This window comes from Streptomyces sp. R-74717 (assembly GCF_047305335.1).
GTDB classification, from domain to species: domain Bacteria; phylum Actinomycetota; class Actinomycetes; order Streptomycetales; family Streptomycetaceae; genus Streptomyces; species Streptomyces atratus.
Genome location: NZ_CP102361.1, coordinates 6,069,101 through 6,086,120, shown reverse-complemented (window position 1 = coordinate 6,086,120; position 17,020 = coordinate 6,069,101). Strand labels below are relative to the sequence as shown.

General features: G+C 65.0%; 10 protein-coding genes and 3 rRNA genes. 5 read left to right on the top strand and 8 right to left on the bottom strand.

Annotation, left to right across the window (positions count from 1 at the left end; genetic code table 11):
* The first annotated feature begins 4 nt into the window (after positions 1-4).
* From NRF20_RS27905 to NRF20_RS27890, 4 genes are read left to right on the top strand one after another with little or no spacing between them, the layout of a single operon-like run.
* Positions 5-694, top strand: a complete 690-nt coding sequence (locus NRF20_RS27905; RefSeq protein WP_398631927.1) for a DUF4129 domain-containing protein — start codon at positions 5-7, stop codon at positions 692-694.
* A complete protein-coding gene (locus NRF20_RS27900; protein WP_413753479.1) occupies positions 691-1,908 on the top strand; it encodes a DUF4350 domain-containing protein in 1,218 nt (405 codons plus the stop codon). Before NRF20_RS27905 ends, NRF20_RS27900 begins: the two co-directional genes overlap by 4 nt.
* Positions 1,905-2,906, top strand: a complete 1,002-nt coding sequence (locus NRF20_RS27895; protein ID WP_398631929.1) for an AAA family ATPase — start codon at positions 1,905-1,907, stop codon at positions 2,904-2,906. The genes NRF20_RS27900 and NRF20_RS27895 overlap by 4 nt, the downstream gene beginning before the upstream one ends.
* Before the next feature lie 10 nt (positions 2,907-2,916).
* Entirely contained in the window at positions 2,917-4,227 is a 1,311-nt protein-coding gene (locus tag NRF20_RS27890; protein WP_413753478.1) for a DUF58 domain-containing protein, read from the top strand.
* 109 nt (positions 4,228-4,336) lie between these two features.
* Here the strand turns inward: NRF20_RS27890 and rrf are convergent.
* From rrf to NRF20_RS27870, 4 genes are all read right to left on the bottom strand, one after another.
* Positions 4,337-4,453 (bottom strand): 5S ribosomal RNA (rrf, locus tag NRF20_RS27885).
* Positions 4,454-4,532: 79 nt separating this feature from the next.
* Positions 4,533-7,656 (bottom strand): 23S ribosomal RNA (locus NRF20_RS27880).
* 299 nt (positions 7,657-7,955) lie between these two features.
* Positions 7,956-9,481: ribosomal RNA gene (locus NRF20_RS27875) — 16S ribosomal RNA — on the bottom strand.
* The 16S, 23S and 5S rRNA genes sit together here, the layout of an rRNA operon.
* 684 nt (positions 9,482-10,165) lie before the next feature.
* Entirely contained in the window at positions 10,166-11,173 is a 1,008-nt protein-coding gene (locus NRF20_RS27870) for a stage II sporulation protein M (RefSeq protein WP_398630904.1), read from the bottom strand.
* A 120-nt stretch (positions 11,174-11,293) separates the two neighbouring features.
* Here NRF20_RS27870 and NRF20_RS27865 point away from each other — a divergent pair, with 120 nt between their 5' ends.
* Positions 11,294-12,202: an RDD family protein gene (locus tag NRF20_RS27865; protein WP_398630905.1), complete on the top strand. Its 909-nt coding sequence runs from the start codon at positions 11,294-11,296 to the stop codon at positions 12,200-12,202.
* Here NRF20_RS27865 and NRF20_RS27860 read toward each other — a convergent pair.
* From NRF20_RS27860 to manA, 4 genes are all read right to left on the bottom strand, one after another.
* Positions 12,199-12,810, bottom strand: a complete 612-nt coding sequence (locus NRF20_RS27860; protein WP_398630906.1) for a hypothetical protein — start codon at positions 12,808-12,810, stop codon at positions 12,199-12,201. The genes NRF20_RS27865 and NRF20_RS27860 overlap by 4 nt on opposite strands.
* Positions 12,811-12,974: 164 nt before the next feature.
* Positions 12,975-14,432, bottom strand: coding sequence for an adenosylhomocysteinase (ahcY, locus tag NRF20_RS27855; protein WP_398630907.1), 1,458 nt, complete (start codon positions 14,430-14,432; stop codon positions 12,975-12,977).
* A 293-nt stretch (positions 14,433-14,725) separates the two neighbouring features.
* The gene (locus NRF20_RS27850; protein ID WP_413753477.1) at positions 14,726-15,748 is read right to left on the bottom strand and encodes a cation diffusion facilitator family transporter; all 1,023 of its coding nucleotides are present in this window, start codon (positions 15,746-15,748) and stop codon (positions 14,726-14,728) included.
* An 87-nt stretch (positions 15,749-15,835) separates the two neighbouring features.
* Complete coding sequence (gene manA / locus NRF20_RS27845; protein WP_398630909.1) at positions 15,836-17,017, bottom strand: mannose-6-phosphate isomerase, class I; 1,182 nt, start codon at positions 17,015-17,017, stop codon at positions 15,836-15,838.
* Positions 17,018-17,020 lie beyond the last annotated feature (3 nt).

Here is a 17,020-nt window from a genome sequence, read left to right as displayed (position 1 = left end):
TGTCGTGTCGGGGGCGGGGGGCACAGCAGCAGCACGGCTACTCATCCACGCGAGCAGTGACATACCGGTGGACACTCCACGTGTCCCCGCCCGCGAGGCCGCGAAGCACGAGCTGTCCAAACCGATGTACCACGAGAACGATCCCAACCTCCTCCAGCGCGGCCTCGACCGCCTCTGGGGTTGGATCGGCGATCTCCTGAACACGGCCTCCGGCGCCGCACCGGGCGGCCCACTCGGTCTTGTCGTGCTCGTACTGGTCGTCATCGGCCTGGTCGCCGCACTCTGGTGGAGGCTGGGCACCCCGCATCGCACCGTGCGTTCCGCAGACGCCCTCTTCGACGACAGCCCCCGCAGCGCGGCCGAACACCGGACGGCCGCCGAGGCCCATGCGGCCGCCCACCGCTGGAACGAGGCGGTCCAGGAGCGCATGCGCGCCATCGTCCGCTCCCTGGAGGAGCGTGCTCTGCTCGACCCCCGCCCCGGGCGCACCGCCGACGAGGCCGCCGCCGAAGCGGGCCGTCCACTGCCCGCACACGCCACGCGACTCCACGCCGCCGCCAGGGAATTCGACGATGTCACATACGGCGGCCGAACCGCGGACCAGCAGGCGTATCTGGACGTACGAGCTCTGGACCTCGATCTCGAAACCGCCAAGCCTCTCCTGACAGCCGTGGCCCAGGGAGCAGCCGAATGACCGAGGTCACCGCCGCCCCCACCACCTCGGCATCCCTCGCCCCACACCAGATCTGGATCCGTACCCGCGGTCTGCTGCTCGCCCTTCTCGTACTCGTCGCTGCCGGAATCGCTCTGGCAACCATGCGCTCCGGAGACCAGCACGGCCGCCTCGACCCCCGTTCCGCCGACCGCTACGGCAGCCGGGCCGTCGCTGAACTCCTCAAGGAGCGTGGCGTCTCCGTTCACGTGGTCACCACGCTCGACGAGGCCACGGCCCAGGCCGGCCCCGAAACCACGCTGCTCGTCGCCTCCCCCAATCTGCTGACACCGCACCAGCAGAGCGAACTCCGTGCCACGACCGACCACTCGGCCGGCCGCACCGTCCTTCTCGCGGCGGGCCCTCCGTCCGTGGACACGCTGGTCCCCGGTGTCCGCGCGGAGTCCGCCGGACCGGTAGCCACCCGCGCCCCTCAGTGCTCCCTGCCCGCCGCCCGCAGCGCTGGCGACGTCGAAACGGGAGGCTTCCACTACGCTTCGGACGGCCTCGACAACACCATCGCCTGCTTCCCGAGCAATGGCCTCCCCACCCTGCTCCTGGTCGAACAGGGCCCGGGTGACACCGTTCTCCTCGGTTCTCCTGACCTTCTCTACAACGCCCGGCTCGGAAACCAGGGCAATGCCTCCCTGGCCCTGCAACTCCTCGGTTCCCACCCACATCTGGTCTGGTACCTCCCCTCGCTCACTGATACCTCTGCTGCCGCCGAGAACGGCGGGGACGGCGGCGATGGCGCCCACGACGACCGCAGCTTCGTCGACCTGATCCCCCGAGGCTGGCTGTGGGGCACCCTGCAACTCGCACTGGCCGCCGTGCTCGCCGCCATCTGGCGCGCCCGCCGTCTGGGCCCGCTGGTGGCCGAGCGGCTGCCCGTGGCCATCCGCGCCTCCGAATCCACCGAGGGCCTAGCCCGCCTCTACCGCAGGGCGAACGCCCGCGACCGGGCCGCCGACTCACTGCGCGCCGCCACCCGCACCCGTATCGCCCCACTCATCGGCGTCTCCCCACCCGATGCCCACTCCCCCGCAACACTTATCCCTGCCGTTTCCGCCCGTCTCAGCACCACCGGCAGCGACCTCCAAGCCGTGCTCTTCGGGCCCGTCCCGTCCGACGACGCCGCTCTTGTACATCTGGCAGACCAACTCGACACCCTCGAAAGAGAGGTACGCACGTCATGAGCGCCCCGCCCCCAATGCCCGCTGGGACTACCGAGACCGTCGGACACGGCGACACAGCCCGCGCATCCCTGGAAGCGCTGCGCTCCGAGATCGCCAAGGCCGTGGTCGGCCAGGACCCGGCAGTCACCGGGCTTGTCGTAGCTCTGCTCTGCCGAGGCCATGTCCTCCTCGAAGGTGTCCCCGGCGTGGCCAAGACCCTCTTGGTGCGGGCTCTCGCGGCCTCACTCGAACTCGACACCAAGCGTGTCCAGTTCACCCCCGACCTGATGCCGAGCGACGTCACCGGCTCGCTGGTCTACGACGCCCGCACGGCAGAGTTCTCCTTCCAGCCCGGACCTGTCTTCACCAACCTGCTTCTCGCCGACGAGATCAACCGCACCCCTCCCAAGACGCAGTCCTCCCTCCTGGAAGCGATGGAAGAGCGCCAGGTCACCGTCGACGGAACACCTCGGCTGCTGCCCGAGCCCTTCCTCGTAGCCGCCACGCAAAATCCCGTCGAATACGAGGGCACCTACCCGCTTCCAGAGGCCCAACTGGACCGGTTTCTCCTTAAGCTGACGGTGCCATTGCCGTCCCGCGACGAGGAGATCAACGTCCTCACGCGTCATTCCGACGGCTTCAATCCGCGCGACCTCCAGTCAGCGGGCATCCACCCCGTCGCCGGCCCGGCCGATCTGGAAGCCGCCCGCAACGCAGCCGCCCAGACCAAGGTCTCCCCCGAGATCGCCGGCTATGTCGTCGATATCTGTCGTGCCACGCGTGAATCCCCCTCGCTCTCCCTCGGTGTCTCTCCCCGAGGCGCCACCGCTCTGTTGTCGACTGCCCGTGCCTGGGCCTGGCTCACCGGCCGTGACTACGTCATTCCGGATGACGTGAAAGCCCTGGCACTCCCCACGCTTCGCCATCGCATCCAACTGCGGCCCGAGGCGGAGATGGAGGGAGTAACCCCCGACTCCGTCATCACCGCAGTACTCGCACACGTACCCGTACCCCGATGAGGCGGTGACCGTGGCCCTCACCGGACGTACCGCCTTGCTTGCCGCCCTGGGGTCACTCCCCGTAGCCGTCCTGGCCCCCAGCTGGACAGGCATGCTCGCGGCCAACGCACCACTCTCCCTAGCGATTCTGTGCGACTACGCACTGGCCGCGCCAGTGCGAACGCTTCAGTTCACCCGATCCGGTGATACAACCGTTCGACTTGGCGAGACCGCCGAAGTGCAACTCACCGTAACCAATCCTTCCCGTCGCCGCCTGCGGGCACACCTCCGCGACGCCTGGCCGCCCAGTAGCTGGCCCACCGGCACGGAGCAGGCCTCATCCCGTCACACGCTGACGATCCCGGCGAGGGAACGCCGTCGGCTGACCACCCTCCTGCGACCGACACGGCGCGGTGACCGCCGAGTCGAACGCGTCACCGTGCGCTCGTTCGGACCTCTAGGGCTTGCGGCCCGCCAGGGAAATCACGAAGTCCCGTGGACGGTACGTGTTCTACCGCCCTTCACCAGCCGCAAGCATCTGCCGTCCCGCCTCGCCAGGCTCCGCGAGCTGGACGGCCGCACCAGCGTCCTCACGCGTGGAGAGGGCACGGAGTTCGACAGCCTGCGTGCCTACGTGCCCGGTGACGACACGCGCTCCATCGACTGGCGCGCTACAGCACGTCAGTCTGCCGTCGCAGTGCGAACGTGGCGCCCCGAGCGGGACCGTCACATCCTCGTTGTCCTGGACACCGGCCGTACTTCGGCGGGTCGTGTCGGTGACGTGCCCCGCCTCGACGCCGCTCTGGACGCGGCCCTGCTCCTCACGGCGCTTGCCACTCGTGCGGGCGACCGCGTGGATCTACTCTCCTACGACCGCCGCGTCCGCGCCCAGGTCCAGGGCAGATCCGCGGGAGAAGTCTTGTCGGCCATGGTGAATGCACTGGCGCCGGTCGAAGCCGCACTCGTGGAAACGGATGCCCGGGGTCTCAGCGCTGCCGTTCTTGCCAACGCTCCTCGTCGCTCCCTGATCGTGCTCCTCACCGGTCTGGACGCGGCGCCCGTAGAAGAGGGCCTGCTCCCCGTCCTCCGCCGGCTGACCCAGCGCCACACGGTGCTGGTGGCTTCAGTGGCCGACCCACACATCGAACAGATGGTAGAAGCCAGGGGCACCGTGGACGCGATCTACGAGGCCGCAGCCGGCGCACAGGCCCAAGCACGGCGACTCCGCACCTCAGAGCAGCTCCAGCGCCACGGCGCGGTGGTCGTCGATGCCACCCCGGACAACCTCGCCCCGGCCCTCGCCGACGCCTACCTGGCTCTCAAGGGAGCGGGTCGACTCTGACCCACCGCTCGCGTCAAAGAATTCACTCATCGAGAAAGGGCCTTCCCGACGGGCCATGAACGCAGAAAAGCCCCGTGCCACAAGGGCACGGGGCTTTCCCGTAAAAGGAGTTCGGCGGCGTCCTACTCTCCCACAGGGTCCCCCCTGCAGTACCATCGGCGCTGAAAGGCTTAGCTTCCGGGTTCGGAATGTAACCGGGCGTTTCCCTAACGCAATGACCACCGAAACACTATGAAATTAACCAACACCGGAACACAACACGGCCGTTCGTTATTTCAGAACAAACACAGTGGACGCGAGCAACTGAGGACAAGCCCTCGGCCTATTAGTACCAGTCAGCTCCACCCGTTACCGGGCTTCCACATCTGGCCTATCAACCCAGTCGTCTACTGGGAGCCTTAACCAATCAAGTTGGTGGGAATACTCATCTCGAAGCAGGCTTCCCGCTTAGATGCTTTCAGCGGTTATCCTTTCCGAACGTAGCCAACCAGCCATGCCCTTGGCAGGACAACTGGCACACCAGAGGTTCGTCCGTCCCGGTCCTCTCGTACTAGGGACAGCCCTTCTCAATATTCCTACGCGCACAGCGGATAGGGACCGAACTGTCTCACGACGTTCTAAACCCAGCTCGCGTACCGCTTTAATGGGCGAACAGCCCAACCCTTGGGACCGACTCCAGCCCCAGGATGCGACGAGCCGACATCGAGGTGCCAAACCATCCCGTCGATATGGACTCTTGGGGAAGATCAGCCTGTTATCCCCGGGGTACCTTTTATCCGTTGAGCGACAGCGCTTCCACAAGCCACTGCCGGATCACTAGTCCCGACTTTCGTCCCTGCTCGACCCGTCGGTCTCACAGTCAAGCTCCCTTGTGCACTTACACTCAACACCTGATTGCCAACCAGGCTGAGGGAACCTTTGGGCGCCTCCGTTACTCTTTAGGAGGCAACCGCCCCAGTTAAACTACCCATCAGACACTGTCCCTGATCCGGATCACGGACCCAGGTTAGACATCCAGCACGACCAGAGTGGTATTTCAACGGCGACTCCACAACCACTGGCGTGGCCGCTTCAAAGTCTCCCACCTATCCTACACAAGCCGAACCGAACACCAATATCAAACTGTAGTAAAGGTCCCGGGGTCTTTCCGTCCTGCTGCGCGAAACGAGCATCTTTACTCGTAGTGCAATTTCACCGGGCCTATGGTTGAGACAGTCGAGAAGTCGTTACGCCATTCGTGCAGGTCGGAACTTACCCGACAAGGAATTTCGCTACCTTAGGATGGTTATAGTTACCACCGCCGTTTACTGGCGCTTAAGTTCTCAGCTTCGCCGACCCGAAAGTCAGCTAACCGGTCCCCTTAACGTTCCAGCACCGGGCAGGCGTCAGTCCGTATACATCGCCTTACGGCTTCGCACGGACCTGTGTTTTTAGTAAACAGTCGCTTCTCGCTGGTCTCTGCGGCCACCCCCAGCTCACCGAGCAAATCGGATCACCAGTGATGGCCCCCCTTCTCCCGAAGTTACGGGGGCATTTTGCCGAGTTCCTTAACCATAGTTCACCCGAACGCCTCGGTATTCTCTACCTGACCACCTGAGTCGGTTTAGGGTACGGGCCGCCATGAAACTCGCTAGAGGCTTTTCTCGACAGCATAGGATCATCCACTTCACCACAATCGGCTCGGCATCAGGTCTCAGGCTCATGTGTGACGGATTTGCCTACCACACGCCCTACACCCTTACCCCGGGACTACCACCGCCCGGGCTGGACTACCTTCCTGCGTCACCCCATCGCTTACCTAGTACAAGTCTGGTTCGTCGGCTCCACCACTACCCTCAACTCCGAAGAGATCGGGCCGGCTTCACGGACTTAGCATCGCCTGATTCAGTATTGGGCGTTTCAAAGCGGGTACCGGAATATCAACCGGTTGTCCATCGACTACGCCTGTCGGCCTCGCCTTAGGTCCCGACTTACCCTGGGCAGATCAGCTTGACCCAGGAACCCTTAGTCAATCGGCGCACACGTTTCTCACGTGTGTATCGCTACTCATGCCTGCATTCTCACTCGTGAACCGTCCACAACTCGCTTCCGCGGCTGCTTCACCCGGCACACGACGCTCCCCTACCCATCCGTACTCCCGTTGGGGATACATGTACGAATGACACGACTTCGGCGGTACGCTTGAGCCCCGCTACATTGTCGGCGCGGAATCACTTGACCAGTGAGCTATTACGCACTCTTTCAAGGGTGGCTGCTTCTAAGCCAACCTCCTGGTTGTCTCTGCGACTCCACATCCTTTCCCACTTAGCGTACGCTTAGGGGCCTTAGTCGATGCTCTGGGCTGTTTCCCTCTCGACCATGGAGCTTATCCCCCACAGTCTCACTGCCGCGCTCTCACTTACCGGCATTCGGAGTTTGGCTAAGGTCAGTAACCCGGTAGGGCCCATCGCCTATCCAGTGCTCTACCTCCGGCAAGAAACACACGACGCTGCACCTAAATGCATTTCGGGGAGAACCAGCTATCACGGAGTTTGATTGGCCTTTCACCCCTAACCACAGGTCATCCCCCAGGTTTTCAACCCTGGTGGGTTCGGTCCTCCACGAAGTCTTACCTCCGCTTCAACCTGCCCATGGCTAGATCACTCCGCTTCGGGTCTTGAGCGTGCTACTGAAACGCCCTATTCGGACTCGCTTTCGCTACGGCTTCCCCACACGGGTTAACCTCGCAACACACCGCAAACTCGCAGGCTCATTCTTCAAAAGGCACGCAGTCACGACTGCATGTGCAAGCACATACAGCGACGCTCCCACGGCTTGTAGGCACACGGTTTCAGGTACTATTTCACTCCGCTCCCGCGGTACTTTTCACCATTCCCTCACGGTACTATCCGCTATCGGTCACCAGGGAATATTTAGGCTTAGCGGGTGGTCCCGCCAGATTCACACGGGATTTCTCGGGCCCCGTGCTACTTGGGTGTCTCTTAAACGAGCCGTCAATGTTTCAGCTACGGGGGTCTTACCCTCTACGCCGGACCTTTCGCATGTCCTTCGCCTACATCAACGGTTTCTGACTCGTCTCACAGCCGGCAGACCGTGAAAAAGAGATCCCACAACCCCGCATGCGCAACCCCTGCCGGGTATCACACGCATACGGTTTGGCCTCATCCAGTTTCGCTCGCCACTACTCCCGGAATCACGGTTGTTTTCTCTTCCTGAGGGTACTGAGATGTTTCACTTCCCCTCGTTCCCTCCACACTGCCTATGTGTTCAGCAGCGGGTGACAGCCCATGACGACTGCCGGGTTTCCCCATTCGGACACCCCCGGATCAAAGCTCGGTTGACAGCTCCCCGGGGCCTATCGTGGCCTCCCACGTCCTTCATCGGTTCCTGGTGCCAAGGCATCCACCGTGCGCCCTTAAAAACTTGGCCACAGATGCTCGCGTCCACTGTGCAGTTCTCAAACAACGACCAGCCACCCATCACCCCACCCCGAAGGACGAGTTCACTGGGACCGGCAACTGAAGGCGACCATGACGGCCGTACCCTCAGACACCCAACAACGTGCCCGACACGCTCCCCCAAGACTCACGTTCCACGCCGAAGCAGTACTAGTGATCCCTGAAGAACCGTGCCGAATAGTCAACGTTCCACCCATGAGCAACCACCGCCGAACATTTGCCGACGTAGTGGCCTCTGACCAAGCAAGCTTGGTAAGAAGTGCTCCTTAGAAAGGAGGTGATCCAGCCGCACCTTCCGGTACGGCTACCTTGTTACGACTTCGTCCCAATCGCCAGTCCCACCTTCGACAGCTCCCTCCCACAAGGGGTTGGGCCACCGGCTTCGGGTGTTACCGACTTTCGTGACGTGACGGGCGGTGTGTACAAGGCCCGGGAACGTATTCACCGCAGCAATGCTGATCTGCGATTACTAGCAACTCCGACTTCATGGGGTCGAGTTGCAGACCCCAATCCGAACTGAGACCGGCTTTTTGAGATTCGCTCCGCCTCGCGGCATCGCAGCTCATTGTACCGGCCATTGTAGCACGTGTGCAGCCCAAGACATAAGGGGCATGATGACTTGACGTCGTCCCCACCTTCCTCCGAGTTGACCCCGGCAGTCTCCTGTGAGTCCCCATCACCCCGAAGGGCATGCTGGCAACACAGAACAAGGGTTGCGCTCGTTGCGGGACTTAACCCAACATCTCACGACACGAGCTGACGACAGCCATGCACCACCTGTACACCGACCACAAGGGGGGCACCATCTCTGATGCTTTCCGGTGTATGTCAAGCCTTGGTAAGGTTCTTCGCGTTGCGTCGAATTAAGCCACATGCTCCGCTGCTTGTGCGGGCCCCCGTCAATTCCTTTGAGTTTTAGCCTTGCGGCCGTACTCCCCAGGCGGGGAACTTAATGCGTTAGCTGCGGCACCGACGACGTGGAATGTCGCCAACACCTAGTTCCCAACGTTTACGGCGTGGACTACCAGGGTATCTAATCCTGTTCGCTCCCCACGCTTTCGCTCCTCAGCGTCAGTAATGGCCCAGAGATCCGCCTTCGCCACCGGTGTTCCTCCTGATATCTGCGCATTTCACCGCTACACCAGGAATTCCGATCTCCCCTACCACACTCTAGCCTGCCCGTATCGACTGCAGACCCGGGGTTAAGCCCCGGGCTTTCACAACCGACGCAACAAGCCGCCTACGAGCTCTTTACGCCCAATAATTCCGGACAACGCTTGCGCCCTACGTATTACCGCGGCTGCTGGCACGTAGTTAGCCGGCGCTTCTTCTGCAGGTACCGTCACTCTCGCTTCTTCCCTGCTGAAAGAGGTTTACAACCCGAAGGCCGTCATCCCTCACGCGGCGTCGCTGCATCAGGCTTTCGCCCATTGTGCAATATTCCCCACTGCTGCCTCCCGTAGGAGTCTGGGCCGTGTCTCAGTCCCAGTGTGGCCGGTCGCCCTCTCAGGCCGGCTACCCGTCGTCGCCTTGGTAGGCCATCACCCCACCAACAAGCTGATAGGCCGCGGGCTCATCCTTCACCGCCGGAGCTTTCAACCCCGTCCCATGCGAGACAGAGTGTTATCCGGTATTAGACCCCGTTTCCAGGGCTTGTCCCAGAGTGAAGGGCAGATTGCCCACGTGTTACTCACCCGTTCGCCACTAATCCACCCCGAAGGGCTTCATCGTTCGACTTGCATGTGTTAAGCACGCCGCCAGCGTTCGTCCTGAGCCAGGATCAAACTCTCCGTGAATGTTTTCCCGTAATCGGGATACACATCACGAGAGCGGAACGATCAGCCGGAATAAGACCGACCGTTCACAGCGTCCTCGCTGTGTAAATTGCCCACCGGAACCGTGAGGCCCGGCAGGACTTTCAAAGGAACCACCAACCTGCCGAAGCAGGCCGGGGTATCAACATATCTGGCGTTGACTTTTGGCACGCTGTTGAGTTCTCAAGGAACGGACGCTTCCTTTGTACTCACCCTCTCGGGCTTTCCTCCGGGCTTTTCCCTTCGATCTTGCGTTTCCGACTCTATCAGACTCTTTCGTGTCCGATTCCCGGTCGAAGCGGGGCCGCTTTCCAGTTCTTCGCTTTCGCGTTTCCCTTTCCGGCGGTTCCAACCTTACCAGATTCTTTTTCGTTCCTTTTTCGGTCCGAATTTGAATTCTGGTGGCCGCTGGAGTGGCCTTCGCCTTTCGGCTGATTCGACTTTACCAGAAGCGTTCAGCCGAGCTAATCGGCTACGTGATTCGGAATAAGGGAATCAATGGCTCTGCGGAAATTCAATTTCCGGTGAGAGCGAGAAGGACACTAACTGTTGGGATCGGACCTGTCCAGTCCGACGCAACCGTTTAAATCTACCTCCCCTCGCCGACCATGTCAACGGTCTTTCGGGGCGAAGAGGAGACTAGCAGGTCAGCGGGGGCGACGCACATCAGGCAGCGACCGGGAGCTCGGCGCTGCGCTCCGTGGGATCGACGTCGCCCCGGTCGCCTGCTCGCGCCGCTCGCCCGCCCAGGATGTAGACGTACGCGAGGAAGGCCAGCTCGGCCGCGATGCCGATGGTGATGCGCCCCCAGGTCGGGAGATCGGAGGGGGTGACGAAGCCTTCGATGACGCCTGAGACGAACAGGACCAGTGCGAGGCCGATGGCCATGCCGATCGCGGCCCGTCCCTGTTGGGCGAGGGCTGAGCGGCGGGTGCGCGGGCCCGGGTCGATGACCGTCCAGCCCAGGCGCAGGCCCGTGCCCGCTGCGACAAAGACGGCAGTGAGTTCGAGCAGGCCGTGCGGGAGAACCAGCCCCAGGAAGGTGTCGAGCCGGCCGGCTGAGGACATCAGGCCGAGGCCGACGCCAAGGTTGAGCACATTGACGAAGAGGATCCAGATCACCGGGATGCCGAGGAACGCTCCCAGGACCAGGCACATGGCTGCGGCCTGGGCGTTGTTCGTCCATACCTGGGCGGCGAACGATGCGGCCGGGTGGCTGGAGTAGTAGGTCTCGTACTCCCCGCCCGGGCTGGTCAGGCGGCGGAGGTCGTCCGGAGCCGCGATGGCCGACTGGACTTCCGGATGCGTGCCTATCCACCAGCCGATGACTGCGGCCAGCAGCGTGGAGAGGACAGCCGTGGGTATCCACCAGTGCCTGGACCGGTAGACGGCGGCGGGGAAGCCGGCGGTCAGGAAGCGTGTGGCGTCTCGCCAGGAGGCTCGGCGGGTGCCTGTGACCGTGGATCGGGCACGGGCCACGAGCTGGGTGAGGCGCGCGGTGAGCATCGGGTCCGGGGCGCCGGACTGGAGGAGGGAAAGATGGGTGGCCGTGCGCTGGTAGAGCTCGACGAGTTCGTCGGCTTCCGCGCCGGTGAGTCGGCGCCCGCGTTGCAGGAGATGGTCCAGGCGGTCCCACTCTGTGCGGTGGGCGGTCACGAAGACGTCGAGGTCCATGGTCGGCTGCTGCTCCAGGCATGGGTGCGTACGGGTTCGTACTACGGCGGCGCGCTGCGGGTCAGCTTGGCAGACTGAGGTCCCAAGGGGCAGGGAAGATCGGCGAAGGATGGGGCGGCGATGAGTGAGCTCGTGACCGGGGACGCGGTCGTGCTGGGGCTGCGTCCGGCGAAATTGCCCAGTCGAGCGCTGGCGCTGGCCATCGATCTTGCCGTGGTGGGGGCGGCGTTCGTTCTGGTGTCGATCGGGTTGGCCATTGCGACGGCGACGCTGGATGACGCGGCACTCGCGGCCGTATCCGTCGCGTCCTTTCTGCTGGTGCTGGTGGGCGGGCCGATCGCCGTGGAGACGCTCAGCCATGGGCGTTCGCTGGGGAAGCTCGCGTGCGGGCTGCGGGTGGTCCGGGACGACGGGGGTCCGATCCGTTTCCGGCATGCGCTGGTGCGCGGGGCCATGGGGGTCGTCGAGATTCTGATGACGCTCGGGATTGTCGCCTGTATCGCCTCGCTGGTGTCGGCGCGGGGGCGGCGGCTCGGGGACGTGTTCGCGGGGACGCTTGTCGTACGGGAGCGAGTGTCGGCGGGACGAGTCGCTGCTGTGCCACCTCCGCCGCCGTGGCTGGTCGGGCGGTTCTCGGGGCTGGATCTGTCGGCGGTGCCGGACGGTCTGTGGCTGGCAATACGCCAGTACCTGACGCGGATGCATCAGCTCGACGCCCAGGTGGGCCGGTCCATGGCGGAGCGGCTGGCTGTGGAGCTGGCGACGGGGACCGGGGTTCCGGTGCCCGAGGGGGTACCTGCCGGGGCGTATCTGGCGGCGGTGGTGAACGAGCGGCAGGCGCGGGATGCGCGGCGGGTGTTCGTCGCTGCGCAGACGGGGAGCGGAGTACTGGCGGGTGGGGCTGTTGCTTCCACGCCTGTGGGATCCGGGCCGTCCGTGGAGGGCGCGGGGACGGGTGTTCCCGTGGTTCCGGCAGTGGAGGAGGGCGGAGCAGCACCCGCTGCGACGGGATTCGCGCCGCCTGCCTAGCGAGGCGAGGGCGGGGACTCCAGGTCTTCGAGCTCGATCCCGGGGGCCGACAGGACCACGTCGCCGGCGATGTGAAGCGTGTGCTGCTCGCCGGTGTCCAGGGCGCTGACCTGGTATTCGTCCACCGTCAGAGGGCCGTTGTCAGTGGCGTGCGCTTCACTGTTGACCAGGGCCCAGGACTGGTCGACGGTGCGGGGAGCGAGGACCGGGTCCGTGAAGGCGACCAGGCGGACGCGGGTCGCGGGGGAATCGGGGGTGAGGCGCAGCAGTCGTGAGGTCGCGATGAGGAATGCGGGGGATGTGCCGGTGAAGGCGTGGGCGCGCACATTGCCTTCGGTGGCATGAGCGCCGGTCGGGTCGGTACGGACCCAGGTGACGCCTTCGAGGGCGGCGCCGCGGACCTGCCAGCTCGCGGCGTGGAGTTCGAGCCGGATGGGACGGCCCAGTTCGTCGAGGGTGAGGTCGACGGAGCCGAGGTGGTCGCCGGAAGGGGCGGTGGTCCGGGAGACGTAGCGCCAGCCGGAGGGGCCGGGGGCGCACTGGAAGTGTTCTTCGCCGAGGAGGGTGTGATCGTGAAGATCATGGAGCGAATATCGGCCGCGGGGCATGGGGTCCTTCGAGGTTCCTCGGGCTGAGCGGGTGCGGTACGGGGCAGGCCCCCGACACGGGGGTGCGGGGGCCTGCGCTCGTAGCTGCTGTTGAGGCTGTTCCGTCTGTCAGCGGCCCGTCGTCACTGACCGGTGGTGACGTGCGCGGTCGCCGGCGGGCGGGATCAGTACCGGTAGTGGTCGGGCTTGTAGGGGCCTTCGACCTCGACGCCGATGTAGGCGGCCTGCTCGGGGCGGAGCGTCGTGAGCTTCACGCCGAGCGCGTCGAGGTGGAGGCGGGCGACCTTCTCGTCGAGGTGCTTGGGCAGCACGTAGACGTCGGTCGGGTACTCCTCGGGCTTGGTGAACAGCTCGATCTGGGCCAGGGTCTGGTCCGCGAACGAGTTGGACATGACGAACGAGGGGTGACCGGTGGCGTTGCCCAGGTTCAGCAGGCGGCCCTCGGACAGCACGATGAGGACCTTGCCGTCGGGGAACGTCCAGGTGTGGACCTGCGGCTTGACTTCGTCCTTGACGATGCCGTCGATCTTCGCCAGGCCGGCCATGTCGATCTCGTTGTCGAAGTGGCCGATGTTCCCGACGATGGCCTGGTGCTTCATCTTGGCCATGTCGGCGGCCATGATGATGTCCTTGTTGCCCGTCGTGGTGACGAAGATGTCGGCCTGGGACACGACGTCGTCGAGCGTGGCGACCTGGTAGCCGTCCATCGCCGCCTGCAGGGCGCAGATGGGGTCGATCTCGGTGATGATGACGCGGGCGCCCTGGCCGCGCAGGGACTCCGCGCAGCCCTTGCCCACGTCGCCGTAGCCGCAGACGACGGCGGTCTTGCCGCCGATGAGCACGTCGGTGGCACGGTTGATGCCGTCGATCAGGGAGTGGCGGCAGCCGTACTTGTTGTCGAACTTGGACTTGGTGACGGCGTCGTTGACGTTGATCGCCGGGAACAGGAGGGTGCCGTCGCGGTGCATCTCGTACAGCCGGTGCACACCGGTCGTGGTCTCTTCGGTGACGCCGCGGATCTCGGACGCCAGCTGGGTCCACTTCTGCGGGGACTCGCCGAGGGTGCGGTTCAGCAGGGTGAGGATGTAGCCGTACTCCTCGCTGTCCGCGGTCGACGGGTCCGGGGCCGCACCGGCCTTCTCGAACTCGACGCCCTTGTGGACGAGGAGGGTGGCGTCACCACCGTCGTCGAGGATCATGTTCGGGCCGCCGGTGGGGGTGTTCGGCCAGGTCAGTGCCTGCTCCGTGCACCACCAGTACTCTTCGAGCGTCTCGCCCTTCCAGGCGAAGACCGGGACGCCCGCGGGCGCGTCCGGGGTGCCGTTCGGGCCGACGGCGATGGCCGCGGCGGCGTGGTCCTGGGTGGAGAAGATGTTGCAGGAGGCCCAGCGGACCTCTGCGCCGAGGGCGACCAGGGTCTCGATCAGCACGGCCGTCTGCACGGTCATGTGCAGCGAACCGGTGATGCGGGCGCCGGCCAGCGGCTGCGCGGCGGCGTACTCCTTGCGGATCGACATCAGGCCGGGCATCTCGTGCTCGGCGAGGGTGATCTCCTTGCGGCCGAACGCCGCGAGGGAGAGGTCTGCGACCTTGAAGTCCTGTCGATTGGCGACCGTCGTCATAACGGGCTGCTCCTCGTGATGGGTGTCGAGGTGGGCACGGCTGGCTCTGCGGCGGCGGGCACACGAATGCCCGGACGCTCGCAGCGCAGTCCGTCGGAGGCCCTCTCTCCCTCGGCCGGTCCCCGTAGGACCGATCGACCGCCATCAGCAGCGACGTCTGACACTGCCATCGAATCTACACCGACCGGCCCAGTCGCTCCCAGCCCGCCCTGGACGGGAAGTGGCTGGGAGGGCAATACCGGGAGCGGGCGGGAGGGCCTGTCGGGGGCGGCTGGGAGATGTACGTGGATGGGTCAGTGGCCGGAATCCGTCGCGGTGTCCGGGGTTCCGTCGGGAGTCGTGCGGGGAGCGTTGTCGGGCGCTCCACCTGGGGTCTTGCCAGGGTTGGTGCCGGCTGCGGCGGCGGCCTCGCTGTAGATGTCCGGTTCCAGATAGATGACCCGGGCGATCGGGACGGCTGCGCGGATGCGGGTCTCGGCGGCGTTGATGGCGTTGGCCACTTCGGTGGCAGTGTCGTCGTGCTGCACCGCGATCTTGGCGGCGACCAGCAGCTCTTCCGGGCCGAGGTGGAGCGTACGCATGTGGATGACGGCGGTGACGGTGTCGCCGTCGACGACCGCGGCCTTGATCTTCTCGACCTGGTCGGCGCCGGCGGCCTCGCCGAGCAGCAGGGACTTCGTCTCGGCGGCGAGCACGATCGCGATGACGATCAGCAGGACACCGATGCAGAGGGTGCCGATTCCGTCCCAGACGCCGTTGCCGGTCCCGAGGGCCAGGCCGACACCTGCGAGGGCGAGGATCAGACCGATCAGCGCGCCGAAGTCCTCCAGGAGGACGACGGGGAGCTCGGGGGCCTTCGCGCGGCGGATGAACTCCTTCCAGGAGAGCGATCCGCGGGTCTCGTTGGACTCCTTGATGGCCGTACGGAAGGAGAAGCTCTCGGCGATGATCGCGAAGACCAGCACACCGACCGGCCAGTACCAGGCCTCGATCTCGTGCGGGTGCTTGATCTTCTCGTAGCCCTCGTACACCGCGAACATGCCACCGACCGAGAACAGCACGATGGAAACGAGGAAGGCGTAGATGTAGCGCTCGCGGCCGTAGCCGAAGGGGTGCTGGGGGGTGGCCTCGCGCTGGGCCTTCTTGCCGCCGAGCAGCAGCAGGCCCTGGTTGCCCGAGTCTGCGAGCGAGTGGACGCTCTCCGCGAGCATCGACGACGAGCCACTGAACAGGAACGCCACGAATTTGGCCACTGCGATCGCGAGGTTGGCGCCGAGTGCCGCCACGATCGCCCTGGTTCCGCCTGACGCACTCATGGGTGCCTGGTGTCCCTTCTTCGGTGCTGCGGCCCTGGCGCCGCGGTACGGCCGGACATTGTTGCAGCCGCTGATACGGACGGTACGTCAGGCCACCACAGTGGCGCGGAACAGAGTTCCCGTACCGGACACTTCGACCTCCTCGCCGGAGGGTACGAAGACCGAGGCCCCGGGGGTGAGACCGACCGTGCCCACCTTCGGGGCGCCCGCGGTGCAGAGCAGGATCTGCGGTGTGTCCCTGGTCAGGTCGACGGGGTCGGCGCCGGGCGACAGGTCGAAGCGCGAGAGCCGGAATTCGTCCACGGGCGTCTCGTACAGCTCCTCGCCGGACGGGGATGCCTCGGGGCGCAGGACGCCGGGGTCGGTCGCCTCGAAGCGGACGATGCGCAGCAGTTCCGGTACATCGATGTGCTTGGGCGTGAGTCCGCAGCGCAGCACATTGTCCGAGTTTGCCATGATCTCGACGCCGAGGCCGTCGAGGTAGGCGTGCGGAACACCCGCACCGAGGAACAGGGCTTCGCCGGGCTGGAGTTCTACGTAGTTCAGCAGCATCGCCGCGATGACACCGGGGTCGCCGGGGAAGTGGTGGGCGATCCGGGCGTACGGGGCATGGGCGCCGCCGAGGCGTTCGGCGGCAGCGGCCGCCAGGTTCACCGTTTCGGCCATCTCCGTCGGGTCGGCGCTGAGGATCGCGGTGAGGACCTCGCGCAGGGCTGCCTCTTCGGGGTGGGCGCCGAGGAGGTCGACGTACGGCTTGAGGGAGTCGACGCCGAGTGCCGCCATCGCCTCGGCGGCCTCGGTGGGCCTGCGGAAGCCGCACAGGCCGGCGAAGGGGGTGAGCGCGCAGATCAGCTCGGGCTTGTGGTTGGCGTCCTTGTACGTGCGGTGGGGTGCGTCGATCGGAACGGATCGGCGCTCCTCGTCCTCGTAACCCTGCTTGGCCTGTGCGAGGTCGGGGTGGACCTGGAGGGAGAGTGGGGCGCCTGCGGCGAGCAGTTTGAGGAGAAAGGGCAGGCGGGGGCCGAACTTTTCGACGGTGGCCCGGCCCAGTTCGCGCTCCGGGTCGGCGGCGATGACGTCGGTGAGAGGCTGCTCGGGGCCGGCCTCTCCGGTGCTGGTTGCACGGGTGAGGCGGGAGGGGGCTCCGGGGTGGGCGCCCATCCACATCTCGGCCTGGGGTTCACCGGTGGGGGCGATACCGAGCAGCTCGGGGATGGCGGTGGTGGAGCCCCAGGCGTAAGGGCGCACGGTGTTGGAGAGCCGGTCCATGAG

Excerpts from the sequence above, each read along its gene's own strand:
- NRF20_RS27900 (WP_413753479.1), top strand. The coding sequence starts at position 691 with ATGACCGAGGTCACCGCCGCCCCCACCACCTCGGCATCCCTCGCCCCA.
- NRF20_RS27895 (WP_398631929.1), top strand. The coding sequence starts at position 1,905 with ATGAGCGCCCCGCCCCCAATGCCCGCTGGGACTACCGAGACCGTCGGA.
- NRF20_RS27870 (WP_398630904.1), bottom strand. The coding sequence starts at position 11,173 with ATGGACCTCGACGTCTTCGTGACCGCCCACCGCACAGAGTGGGACCGC.
- NRF20_RS27865 (WP_398630905.1), top strand. The coding sequence starts at position 11,294 with ATGAGTGAGCTCGTGACCGGGGACGCGGTCGTGCTGGGGCTGCGTCCG.
- NRF20_RS27860 (WP_398630906.1), bottom strand. The coding sequence starts at position 12,810 with ATGCCCCGCGGCCGATATTCGCTCCATGATCTTCACGATCACACCCTC.
- ahcY (WP_398630907.1), bottom strand. The coding sequence starts at position 14,432 with ATGACGACGGTCGCCAATCGACAGGACTTCAAGGTCGCAGACCTCTCC.
- NRF20_RS27850 (WP_413753477.1), bottom strand. The coding sequence starts at position 15,748 with ATGAGTGCGTCAGGCGGAACCAGGGCGATCGTGGCGGCACTCGGCGCC.
- manA (WP_398630909.1), bottom strand. The coding sequence starts at position 17,017 with ATGGACCGGCTCTCCAACACCGTGCGCCCTTACGCCTGGGGCTCCACC.